This is a genomic window from Acinetobacter sp. NIPH1876 (assembly GCF_022808535.1).
Taxonomy (GTDB): Bacteria; Pseudomonadota; Gammaproteobacteria; order Pseudomonadales; family Moraxellaceae; genus Acinetobacter; species Acinetobacter higginsii.
On the sequence record NZ_JALGBR010000009.1, the window covers coordinates 169989 to 182224 of the forward strand.

Annotated in this window: 12 protein-coding genes; 7 read left to right on the forward strand and 5 right to left on the reverse strand. The window is 41.2% G+C overall.

Features of this window, described 5'->3' with window-relative positions; genetic code table 11:
* Nucleotides 1-112 precede the first annotated feature (112 nt).
* From MN869_RS11480 to MN869_RS11510, 7 genes are all read left to right on the forward strand, one after another.
* Nucleotides 113-442: a DUF6176 family protein gene (locus tag MN869_RS11480; RefSeq protein ID WP_033134416.1), complete on the forward strand. Its 330-nt coding sequence runs from the start codon at nucleotides 113-115 to the stop codon at nucleotides 440-442.
* A gap of 42 nt (nucleotides 443-484) precedes the next feature.
* Nucleotides 485-1207 carry a hydrolase gene (locus MN869_RS11485; protein WP_033134421.1) on the forward strand — a complete coding sequence of 241 codons (723 nt, stop codon included), beginning with the start codon at nucleotides 485-487 and terminating at the stop codon, nucleotides 1205-1207.
* 330 nt (nucleotides 1208-1537) lie between these two features.
* Complete coding sequence (gene bioA / locus MN869_RS11490) at nucleotides 1538-2833, forward strand: adenosylmethionine--8-amino-7-oxononanoate transaminase (protein WP_033134417.1); 1296 nt, start codon at nucleotides 1538-1540, stop codon at nucleotides 2831-2833.
* Nucleotides 2820-3974: an 8-amino-7-oxononanoate synthase gene (locus MN869_RS11495; RefSeq protein WP_033134418.1), complete on the forward strand. Its 1155-nt coding sequence runs from the start codon at nucleotides 2820-2822 to the stop codon at nucleotides 3972-3974. The genes bioA and MN869_RS11495 overlap by 14 nt, the downstream gene beginning before the upstream one ends.
* On the forward strand, nucleotides 3971-4759 hold the full coding sequence (gene bioC, locus MN869_RS11500) for a malonyl-ACP O-methyltransferase BioC (protein ID WP_033134422.1): 789 nt from the start codon (nucleotides 3971-3973) through the stop codon (nucleotides 4757-4759). Before MN869_RS11495 ends, bioC begins: the two co-directional genes overlap by 4 nt.
* Entirely contained in the window at nucleotides 4756-5397 is a 642-nt protein-coding gene (gene bioD, locus MN869_RS11505) for a dethiobiotin synthase (RefSeq protein WP_033134419.1), read from the forward strand. Before bioC ends, bioD begins: the two co-directional genes overlap by 4 nt.
* Nucleotides 5398-5632: 235 nt before the next feature.
* Nucleotides 5633-6298, forward strand: coding sequence for a hypothetical protein (locus MN869_RS11510; RefSeq protein ID WP_033134423.1), 666 nt, complete (start codon nucleotides 5633-5635; stop codon nucleotides 6296-6298).
* Nucleotides 6299-6372: 74 nt separating this feature from the next.
* Here MN869_RS11510 and MN869_RS11515 read toward each other — a convergent pair whose 3' ends face one another.
* The 5 genes from MN869_RS11515 to MN869_RS11535 all read right to left on the reverse strand — a co-directional run bounded on the left by MN869_RS11515 (nucleotide 6373) and on the right by MN869_RS11535 (nucleotide 11714).
* Nucleotides 6373-6792, reverse strand: a complete 420-nt coding sequence (locus MN869_RS11515) for a biopolymer transporter ExbD (RefSeq protein ID WP_004655303.1) — start codon at nucleotides 6790-6792, stop codon at nucleotides 6373-6375.
* 14 nt (nucleotides 6793-6806) lie between these two features.
* On the reverse strand, nucleotides 6807-7235 hold the full coding sequence (locus tag MN869_RS11520) for a biopolymer transporter ExbD (RefSeq protein WP_004804911.1): 429 nt from the start codon (nucleotides 7233-7235) through the stop codon (nucleotides 6807-6809).
* 11 nt (nucleotides 7236-7246) lie between these two features.
* Nucleotides 7247-8122 carry a MotA/TolQ/ExbB proton channel family protein gene (locus MN869_RS11525; protein WP_004804913.1) on the reverse strand — a complete coding sequence of 292 codons (876 nt, stop codon included), beginning with the start codon at nucleotides 8120-8122 and terminating at the stop codon, nucleotides 7247-7249.
* Nucleotides 8123-8162: 40 nt separating this feature from the next.
* Nucleotides 8163-8876 (reverse strand): TonB family protein, encoded by a 714-nt coding sequence (locus MN869_RS11530; protein WP_004804915.1) that lies wholly within the window; start codon nucleotides 8874-8876, stop codon nucleotides 8163-8165.
* A gap of 153 nt (nucleotides 8877-9029) precedes the next feature.
* Nucleotides 9030-11714 (reverse strand): TonB-dependent receptor, encoded by a 2685-nt coding sequence (locus MN869_RS11535; RefSeq protein ID WP_171248676.1) that lies wholly within the window; start codon nucleotides 11712-11714, stop codon nucleotides 9030-9032.
* Between the last annotated feature and the right edge of the window lie 522 nt (nucleotides 11715-12236).

The window sequence follows — 12236 nt, forward strand, 5'->3', positions numbered from 1 at the left end:
AGCTACTTTAGCAAATTTAGAGATTGGATGGGGTAGAAAATTCTTTACAGGGTTTTGCTCTGCTTTATATATTTCAATTGAATAGCGATTTAGAAAAAGAAAAGGAAAATCAATGGATGTTGGTGCAGTTCTGATTAAATTAAAAGCAAATAGGCAGGCTGAGGTCGAGGCTTGGCAGCGAGAAATTCAACAACGCAAAGTAGAAGCCATTCAAACACTTCAAGCAGAAGGGGTAACCGTTGAATCTTGGTTTCAACTTGAATTGAATGGCGATCATTATTTGCTCGCCTATATGCGTGCCAAAGATATTGCTCATGCTCAGCAGGTGGCGAGAAATAGTTGCTTGGATATTGATCAAGTTCATCGACAGTTCAAGCAACATTGGGAGCAAGTGATTCCAGCGCATCTTTTGGTAGATTTGGAAAATAATGAGGAGTGTTAATCAGGGTATACTGCGTTGATGTTTTTGGAAATGAGCAAGCACGTGACCTATAAGATTCTACTTATCACAGGATGGGGCGGTGGTGCCGAATTATTAAAACCTTTACATGAGGCTTTAGAACAAAAGGGACATAGCGTTGAGCGGCTTAATATCTTTAATGCGCTGGATGATGAGATATTGCAACAGCATGTCGAACTTGCAGTGAAGTTTGATGTGATTATTGGATGGTCGCTTGGTGGACAACTGGCAACCTTACTGGTCGATCAAATTCAACAACAATATGCTGAACCGAAAGTTTTAATCACTTTAGCGTCGAATCCATGTTTTGTGGTTAAAGCAGATTGGACAACTGCGATGCCTGTTGAAACCTTTATCCAGTTTAAACAATCATTTGAACAGGATGCAATTACCACGCTAAAACGGTTTGGTTTATTGGTGTGTCAGGGTGCAAGTTCGGCAAAGAAAGATTTCGTAGCTATGCAGAAATTGATTCGTCCACAACCGATTGCATTGCTTAGAGATGGGTTACAGTTGCTGGAGCAATTAAACTTGGTTGAGTTGTATAAAAATTATCAGGGTAGGCAGTTGCATGTCTTTGCTGAGTATGATGCTTTAGTTCCTTACCAAATTGTGCAAAAAACTGAAGATTTAGCTGCAAAGAATCTATCTGTTGTTTCGATCGATGGAGCTTCACATGGTTTTCCATGTTTTATGGTTGAGCAGACTGTGCAAATAATTGAAGATTTTATTCAACAGACGGTTTAATCTTGCTTGAATTGAAAGTTCTCGCAATATATTTTAGATTTTGACACGTTTAAGATGTTCACAAGTTCTTCTGTATGAATTTTCCAAAAAATTGATACTCGGTAAGGTCATCCACAACCTGCGTGGTTATCGTAAAAGTGATGAATATGGATGAGTAGATATACTTGGATGGGATCAAGAAGTGAACAGGTTTTGTGGATGACGAATGGTTTTGCCTACTTTTCCCGAAAGAAAAGTAGGTCCAGCTGAAGGCTTATCCTGAAATTGGATGAGTACTCGGAATGACACTGTACAGCACATCATTAAATATTGAATTTACAGAGGTAAAGGATGACAGACCCATTTGATTTAGAACATATATGGCATCCCTATACTTCGATGTTAAATCCACTGCCAACCTTTAAAGTCAAACGTGCTTATGGCGCAACCATCGAACTGGAAGATGGTCGAGCTTTGGTTGATGGCATGTCGTCATGGTGGTGTGCGATTCATGGCTATAACCATCCTGAACTCAACCAAGCGGTTACAGATCAATTGCAGAACATGGCGCATATCATGTTTGGCGGTCTGACCCATGAACCTGCAATTGAATTAGGCAAATTATTATTAAAAATCACGCCGCCGAATTTAGATAAGATTTTCTACGCAGACTCAGGTTCGGTTGCCGTAGAAGTAGCGTTAAAAATGGCAGTTCAATATTGGGCTGCATTAAACAAACCAGAAAAAACCAATTTTATTACCACCCGTTCTGGCTATCATGGCGATACCTGGAATGCGATGTCTGTCTGTGACCCAGTCACGGGGATGCATCAAATTTTTGGTACAAGTTTACCGAATCGAATTTTTGTACCCGCGCCACAAAGCCGTTTTGATGGCGAATGGAATCCGCAAGATATTCAGCAACTCAAACAGCAGATTGAACAGCATCATCACAGTATTGCTGCATTGATTATCGAGCCAATTGTTCAGGGTGCAGGTGGGATGCGTTTTTATCATCCTGAATATTTACGTCAAGCCAAAGCATTGTGTGAGGAATACAATTTATTGCTGATCTTTGATGAGATTGCCACGGGTTTTGGACGTACAGGCAAAATGTTTGCATGGGAACACGCGCAGGTCGAACCCGATATCATGTGTATTGGTAAGGGCTTAACAGGTGGTTATATGACATTGTCTGCGACCTTAACCACCAAGCAAGTGGCTGAAAGCATTAGTCGTGGTGAAGCAGGCGTGTTTATGCATGGCCCAACCTTTATGGCGAATCCACTGGCCTGTGCGGTTGCATTAAGAAGTACACAACTGCTGGTGGAACAGGATTGGCAAGCCAATATTCAACGAATTGAACAGATTCTGGCTGAACAGTTAACGGATTTAGCACAGCTCGATCATGTTGCTGATGTACGGGTTTTAGGGGCGATTGGCGTGGTTGAGTTAACCACCAATGTCGACATGAAAACCTTACAGCAACAGTTTGTTGAACGGGGGATTTGGGTACGACCATTTGGAAAATTGGTCTACGTGATGCCGCCGTATGTGATTAGCGATGATGAACTCCATTATTTATTAGCACAGATGAGTGAAGTGGTAAAAAATATGCAAGGAGTAAATGCCAATGTCCTTGCTTGATCATTATGCCGAGCAGCTTGACTTACTTAAGCAACAGGGTAATTTCCGTAAATTCACTGCAAATGAGCAATCTGGACGATGGATCACGATTCAAGATCGAGCCATGTTGAATCTCGCATCCAATGATTATTTAGGTTTGGCCGCTGATTTAACTTTAAGAGAAGAATTTCTTGATACGTTGAAAATCGAACGAGCGCTCTTTAGTTCATCTTCTTCACGCTTGCTGACGGGTAATTTTGCAGAATATGAACAATTTGAAAATAGCCTAAGCAAAGCCTTTGGTCGTGCTGCCTTACTCTTTAATAGTGGCTACCACATGAATATCGGTATTTTGCCTGCTTTATGTGATAGCAAAACCGTGATTCTGGCCGATAAACTGGTACATGCCAGTATGATTGATGGCATTCGACTTTCGACTGCTCAATATGTACGTTATCGCCATAATGATTTGCAGCATCTGGAACAGTTATTGCAAAAGTATCATCAAGATGAGCAAGTTGAACGCATTCTTGTGGTGACCGAAAGTATTTTTAGTATGGATGGGGACGAGACGGATTTAGCTGCATTGGCGCAGTTAAAGCAACGCTTTGCCAAAACCATGTTGTATGTCGATGAAGCCCATGCGATCGGCGTCAGGGGTGAGCAAGGTCTGGGTTGTGCTGAACAATATGGGGTGTTGGATCAGATTGATTTCTTGGTGGGTACCTTTGGTAAAGCAATTGCCTCGGTAGGCGGCTATATCATTTGTGATTCAATCATTCGTGATTATCTGATCAATAAAATGCGCCCATTGATTTTTAGTACCGCTTTACCACCGATTTCGATAGCATGGTCAGATTTTATTTTTAATAAAGTGCTGAGCATGCAGCAACAGCGTCAGCATCTGGCTAAGATCAGTCAATATTTACAACAGGCTGTGATTGCAAAAGGTTTCTCGAGCCCATCTAGCAGTCATATCATTCCGATTATCTTGGGTGAAAGCCAAGCTGCGATTGAAAAAGCACGCTATGTACAACAACAAGGTTTTTATGCCATGCCAGTACGCCCACCAACAGTGCCACAGAATAGTTCACGCCTGCGTATTTCATTAACTTCTTTGGTGCAAAAAAATGAATTGGAACAATTGGTGGAGTGTTTGTGAGCATCAATAAAGCACTGGTGGCCCAACGTTTTGCCAAAGCAGGGCAAAGCTATGTCGAGCATGCTGTGGTACAGAAACAGATTAGTGCGCAGTTATTTGAATACCTTAAAGAGTATTGTCCGCAAAACTTGGATTCAGTCCTAGAGATTGGCTGTGGTTCAGGCAATCTCACCTATTTATGTGAGTCTTATTTTCAGGTTGAGCAACTGTTCTTAAATGATTTATATGCAGATGTCGATCAGCATTTTTCAAATTTTAAATCCCCTCTAAATCTCCCCTTTGTTAAGGGGAGACCTAAGGTTGATTGGTTGATCGGTGATATTGAGCAACTGATGTTACCGCAATGTTTGGATGCAGTGATTTCCAGTTCAGCATTACAGTGGATGATTGACCTACCTGCTTTATTGCAGCGAATTTATGCGGCATTAAAACCCAATGCATTTTTCGGTTTTTCTACTTTTGGGCCTGACAATTTGACTGAAATTAAGCAGTTAACAGGACAAGGTTTAACTTATGTTGACTTAGAATCTTTAAAGCGACAGCTTGAACAGCAAGGCTTTGAAATTCTATTGATACATCAAGATCATAAGCAGGTTTATTTTGATCATCCAAAATCTGTATTGCAGCATTTAAAAGCCACAGGCGTGACCGCAACAGCTCAATCACATCGTTGGACCAAGCAATCCTTGCAGCAGTTTTATTTAGATTATCAACAGTTTTATGATGAGCAGGGGTTTCGTCTGACTTATCATCCGATTTATGTGATTGCACGGAGAACAGCATGAGTGCAGCAATTTATTTTGTCAGTGGTATCGATACTGAAATTGGTAAAACTTATGCCACTGGTTATCTCGCCAAACTTTGGACCGAACAGGGACAGCGTGTCATTACCCAAAAATTAGTACAAACGGGGAATGTAGATATCTCCGAAGATATCGAAAAACATCGTGAAATTATGGGCAGTGGTTGGTTTCAGGAAGATCATGAAAAGCTGACTATGCCTGAAATTTTTACTTATCCGGCCTCGCCGCATTTAGCTACACGTTTGGATGGACGTGATCTGAATTTTGCCAAGATCGAAGCTGCAACCAAAGAGTTGGCTCAGCGGTTTGAGGTGGTGTTGTTAGAAGGTGCTGGTGGTTTGATGGTGCCTTTAACTACAGAGTTGTTGACGATTGATTATATCGTTCAGCATCAATTTCCTGTGATTTTAGTGACTTCTGGGCGTTTAGGAAGTATTAATCATACTTTGTTGAGTTTAGAGGCTTTAAAGCAGCGTGGTTTGAGTTTGCATGCTTTGGTGTATAACTTAAGGGATGAGTCGAAAGATCCACTTATTTCGAAAGATACCGCAGATTATTTAAAAGCTTATTTGGCAAAGCATTTTCCAGAAGCAGAATGGGTTGAGTTGGAAAAATTCTAATTTAATTCATTAAATTTAGAATCTTATTCAATAGGGTGAACCACAGCGTCTTCCCGAGTTTTCTCAAATGAATACCACATTATCTTACTTTTCAGGGATGAAAAGTAACAAAAATCCTTTGTAGGGCTGACGGTATATCCTTATACCGCAGCCCTACGGGCGGCATCCATGCCGCCGTCACGATAGCTAATAGATTTTGGAAGCCATTTAATTAATAAATTTAAGGTGACTAACAATGAATAAAAAGAATTTTATTTTTATAACCCTCTGCCTGTCAGGTCTAATCTCGACTACTCATGCTGCTGTACCTCCAGATAAAACCATTATCAGTTGGATCACTAACTTACAAGATTCAAATGCCAATCCACCCCAAGCCATTCAGATCGATTCTACCGAAGCAGTAAAACTGATCTCAGGAGAAGAAGCCTATTTATCGGGTGTGAGTTTTGAAAATGCAGGACGTAATTTTTGGGCTGGCTATGTGTTAACCCGTCCAAAATTAAAGCAGGCGCGAATCCTAAAAGAGTTTGGTGGTCAATCGAATAGCTTTAAAGTGCATTCAACCGTTTATAAAGGTAAACCGATTCAACTGATCGAAATTGAAAGTGCAGGTTCAGGACAGGGGACGGTCGAGTCGAGTAAAAGTTTGGTTTATTTCACTCAGTGGACCAGCAAACTGATTGCAGAAGTAGAGGAATCTTCTTATGACGGTCGCTATGATGAAAAAATGGGGGCAGAAGACTGTCGTACTGGCCGAGATAATTCGGGCTATTTAAATGTGATGCCTTATTCTCCTTATGTCATTCGAACCACCGTGACAGGGGATGCCTGTAATAACAAACCACAAGGTTATAAGGTGAGCAGTAAGCTTATTCCTGTTGTCATCAATGAAATAAAATAAAAAAAGCTAACAAGCGAACTTGTTAGCTCAGGAGTAAAATTGTAGTTATCTGATTAATTTTTTGTTTTTATTATTTAGTTATTACTGACGATACCGATTTTGGTGATATTGCTCTGTTGAGCGAGTGCCATCACCATCGCGATATTCTTATATTCAGCCTGTGCATCAGGCTTAAACTTAATCTGATCCTGATCAGCTTTTTGAGCAACCGAATCAAACAAGGCTTTTAAGGCTGAACGATCAGCAACCGCTTGATCATTCCAAAAAATATGCCCTTGCGCATCAACCCGTAAATTAATAGTTTCGGGGGGCTTCTGATCTGTTGGCGGTGGTGGTGTGCCATTTGGCAAATTAATGTTAATGGCATTGTTTGGAATCGGGATGGTGATAATGAACATAATCAGCAGCACCAACATGACATCAATCAGCGGTGTCATGTTGACGTCAAGCATCACATCTTCTTCATCATTTTTTGAACCCACATTCATACCCATGTGTGATTCTCCTATTATGGTGTAGAAGCAGGGGGAGTCGTAACAAAAGCGATTTTGCCAATCCCTGCTTGCTGTGTTGTGCTGATCACCTGATCTATCGCTTCATAATGTGTCTGTTGATCGCCACGAATATGAACCTCAGGCTGTGGACGTTTTTGCGCTTCAGCTTGTAAACGGGCAAGTAACGTTTCTTTATTTGCAACGTGTTGTTCATTCCAAAAAATATCCCCCGTTTTATTGACGGAAAGCTGGATATTTTGTGGTGTGGTGGCATAAGGTGTATTTTTTTCTTCAGGTAGTTTTACCGGAACAGTGTGTGTGACCACTGGAACTGTGATTAAAAAGATAATCAGCAGCACCAGCATGATGTCGACCAGCGGAGTCGTGTTAATCGTCCCGATGACATCATCGTCACTTTGATCTGAATTAATCATCATGCCCATAATGGTGTTCCTTATTTAGAATCACGGTTTGGGTGATTACTGTTTAGGTCACCGCTGAGGAGTACGGCATGTAGGTCTGAACCAAATGAACGGACATTGTCCATCACCGCTTTATTGCGACGGGTTAACCAGTTATAACCAAGTACAGCAGGAACCGCGACTGCAAGGCCAATTGCGGTCATAATCAGTGCTTCACCCACAGGTCCAGCAACTTTATCAATTGATGCTTGGCCTGAAATACCGATCGCAGTAAGCGCGTGATAAATCCCCCAAACTGTTCCAAATAAGCCGACAAATGGCGCGGTTGAACCCACAGTAGCAAGGAAGGCTAAACCATTGCTTAAGTGACTTTGCACTTTTTCGATTGCACGTTGGATTGAGATCGTCACCCATGTGTTGAAATCAATACGTTCTAATAAGGTGCCATCGTGATGTTTGGTTGAGCGAATGCCTTTTTCAGCAATATAACGGTAGCTACTATTGCTATTTAAACTTTCTGCAGCGCTATTTAAAGACTCCGCTTCCCAAAAATGGCGTTCAGCTTCTGTGCCATGGCGTTTGATCTTACTTTGTTGGAACACTTTCGACAGAATGATGTACCACGTTCCAATCGACATTAGTACCAAGATAAATAATGTTGATTTTGCGACCAAGTCACCTTCGCGCCATAGGGCTTCTAAACCATAAGGGTTATGTACTTTTTCAACAGTTGCAGGTAATGGAGGCGGGGTTGGTGCTGCTTGTGCTGCGGCATCAGTCGCTACCGTCGTTACGGCTGTGGTTTGCGTGGTTTCATCCGCCCACACGGTTGCAACTGGAAGTAAGGTCGTTCCTGCGATGAGGCCAATTGCTGCGATTCGAGAAATACGTTTTGCTGTGTTTGTCATCTTTAAATTCTCCAAAAACTTGTTTGTTCAATGTATTTAATTAGGAAATCGTGAATGGATATTCGATTTCGTACCATTCTTGTTGTGGTACACCGTCTTTCATTGCAGGTTTAAATGTGCACAGGCTATAGGCTTTGACAGCTGCTTTATCTAGGCTTTTACTACCACTCGATTTTTTAACTTTTGAGTCGATCACTTTGCCTGAACCATCAACCAGCACACGAATACGCACTGTACCTTCTTCTTCATTCATCAAGGCTTCACGAGGGTATTCAGGTTTTTGGCAGCCCGCTTCTCCTTCAGAAACACCGCGTGAAATTCCTGCGGGTTTTGCTGGAGTCGCAGGTGCGGCTGGCGCTGTTGGAGCAGCAACAGGGCTCGGACTTGCTGCAGCAGGCGTAGGTGTTGGTGTCGCAACAGCCGTTTTGGTCGGTTGAGCAGGTGCTGGTTTTTGCACAGGTGTGACTTTCTCCACCTGTTTAGGTGGGTCAGGCATCTTGGCCACTTTTTCGACCATTTTCGGTGGCTCGGGTGGCTTTTCTTTAGGTTTTGGTTCCTCTGGTTTTGGAGGCGGTGGTGGTTTGATGTCCTGAATAATCTGTAGTTCTACAGGCTTATCGACAGGCTTGCTAAAGTCGGTCGCTAAACTTGTCATCAGAATATAGGCGATAATGAGATGTAGAAATAACACCAGACCAATACCGACAAGGCGTTTGGCTGGTTGATTTTCACTCTCAGAAAAGGGGATGCCCATAAATACTCCTGAAATTGTAATCAGTAATTCATATCCATTAGGGGCGGCTTATATCGATTTAGACTGACAACAACCGCTTGGAATGTGATGAAACAGAGGATTACGGTGAATCACTACGACAGAACAATATTCATGCCGTAGTGATGAAACGCATTAAAATTTATAGGTACCGCGAACGAAATAGCTACGACCAACAGCATCTGCATAACGCGGGTCATAACCCATTTGGAAGTTATCGACGACATTTGAAGCCGGTGGTTCAGCATCAAATATATTTTTAAGACCAAGTGTGAGTTCTAGGTTCTTGAAACCTTTATAAGTGCCTGAAAGGTTATAAGTGGTATAGTCGCCTACGGAATGGTCTTGCCCATTAGAGTTTTGGTCTTTATAACCTTTAGAGAAGTTTTGCTGTAAGTTGAGTGCCCAGTTCTCATAGCGCCAATCTAAATTAGCTGTATGTTTCCAGCGTAAAACGATTGCCTGATAATCCAAGCCTGCATAGCTTCCAGCAACACCAATCCATGGCATGCCTTTGTTTTCTTGGTATTGGTAATCTGTTACATAAGTACCATCAATACTGAGACCAAATTGGCCTGTGCTGGTCATTGGAGAGCGCCAAGCTGCACCGACATCAAATCCTGAGGTTTTGATACCACCTAAATTTTGATTGGTTGTATTGATATAGTTCAGCGATCCATCTGCATTACGGATGAATTTATCTGCATATTTCACTGGGTCAGCAAAAATGGCAGTCTCTGAAATGGTGGTAATCTGATTTTTGACTTTGATATCGAAATAATCGAGCGTGAAGACCAAGTTTTTGATGGGCTCAAATACCATGCCAGCGGTAAATGAATCTGATTTTTCAGGCTCTAGGTTTTGGTTACCACCATTTTGTCGATCAAATTGCATACCACAGTCACGTGCAGGTAATGCACCCGCTGCTGGAACACCACCAGGGCAAAGTAGCGGATCATTATACGTTGCAGCTGTATTGGTGACGGATTTAGGTGAATGCATTTCTTGTAATGTCGGTGCTCTAAAACCTTTGGTATAGCTGGTTCTAAACATGACCTGTTTAATTGGTTCCCAACGAAGCGACACTTTTGGATTAAATGTATCTCCAAAATCACTGTAATCATCGTATCGAGCTGCAAGTTGAGCTTCTAAAGTCTTATGCAAAGGGATATGTAGTTCTGTGAAGACAGCTTTGATATTGCGCGAGCCTTCATTTACTGGCTCATTCGGATCTACCCCAGTACTTGGTGCAACACTTGCAATTTCAGCCAGTGTTTTTGATTGCCAATCATCACGGCGATAACTTGCACCAACAGCAAAACCGACATCACCAGCAGGTAAAGTATAGATCGGGCGGCTTGCAGTGAAATCGACTGTGGTTGAGTCTAATTTAGCATCTAGATATTTACCTTTAACGCTTAAGCCATTCCATACATCACCATCGGCTGAGCTTTGTGCACCAAAGGGATTGAGAGTGCCATCTAATAATGCTGCAGCGGTTTTATTGTAATTAAGATAACCATTTAGAACGTTATCGGCAGCATTACTACGGGCATAGGTTACGCCAGTATTAATATCCCAACCATACGCATCACCTTCAAGACCAGCAAAAATCCGGTGTGAATCATTTACGCTATTGCTGATACGATTACCTGCTTGTGAACGTAAATATAATTCTAGTGGGCCACTGACATTATCCATGGCAGGTGTAATACCATTCCCAGGATAATATTTGCTTGATGGGTTCATCGGTAAGTCAAAAAATACGTCAGGTGCAACGGATGTAGTCACTTCACTACGTGCGTAAACGTACTCACCAATCGCATTGAAATGATCATTAATTTTTGCGGTTACACGACCCATGACAGAAACGTCCTCTGTTTTAGGAATAATGCCAATCACAGCTTGACTGTTATAACGGCAGGTCACTCCATCATTACTGAAGAATAGCGGATTATCGCCACATCCTGTTTTGGCATAAGGACTGCCGAATGTACCTGTCTCTGTATCGTATAAATTTGCCGGGAAAGAACCACTACTGGTTCGATTGACACCTAATTCGGGTAATACACCCCCACGACGGCTGACCTTACGGTCTTTTGCCATGACTTCATCACCATGTCGATAATCAACAACCCCGAAAACATTGAATCCATTTTCTTCTAAATCACCATAACCACCAAAAATGGAATAGTTTTGTTGCTCGCCACCTGTTTGTTCTGGTTTTTGATAGTCGGCACTGAAATTTAAACCGCTAAATTGTTTTTTAGTAATAAAGTTGACTACACCGCCAATCGCATCGGTACCATAGATCGCTGATGCACCATCTTTCAGCACTTCAATACGATCAAGCATCGCCAGTGGAATGATATTTAAATTGGTCACACCGCTGTCATAGGCATTGGCTGCCAAACGACGACCATTGAGCAAAACCAAGGTCTTGTTGGCACCAATTCCCCTTAAATTTGCAGCAGATCCCTGTGTTTTACTGGTTCCTACATTTGAAGCCGTGACAAAATTTGATTGATTGGCTGTAATTTTTGAGAGTGCTTCTTCGGTTGTTGTGACCCCTTGTTTTAGAATTTCATCCACTTTGACAATGGTAATCGGTGAAGCACTCTGTGCTGCAACGCCTTTGATGGATGAACCTGTAACCGCAACTTTTACGACTTTGGCTGCTTTTTCCTCGGATGGTGATTCTGCCTCTGCAGCGTGAGCCATGGTTAAACACAACATACTTAAACTAAGCGTACTGAGTTTGAGTATGGTTTTGCCCGCTTTTGGCAGAGCACTTGGTTGAGCGAAGTTGGCTTTTTTCATTGATTATTTAACCCCTAATGGATTGCCACTCTAAAAATTCAATAAATCCGTTTTAGCAAGAGCTGTGCCAAACCCTATTTTTAGATTTCGCTTAATGTAGAATAAAATGTGTAAAAGTGTTTTAGTTTTTATATATAAGCTTTTCATATTTTTACTAAATATTAAAAATATTGAAATAATTTTAAATGTGGATTGGTTAACATAAAGTTCCAAATAAGGTATGTTTTTGTAATGCATTAAAATGAATCATAAAGTTTTATTTTTGCTTTTTTGTGGTGCAAATCATCTTTTGTTGTTATAAAACATATGGTTTATTATTTTTATTTCATTGAAATGGAAAATAATATATAAAAATATGATTTGGCATAAAGTTACTTTTATTTAAGATGCGTGAAAACTAGATCTGCTAAGAATACGTTTTGATTAAAAAATAAACATAATTTTTTTATTTGAAAAGTGGCATGAAATTAGCAAGGTAATTTTCAATCTTTAAGGGGTTTTTCTTTTAACTTAATTTTTCCA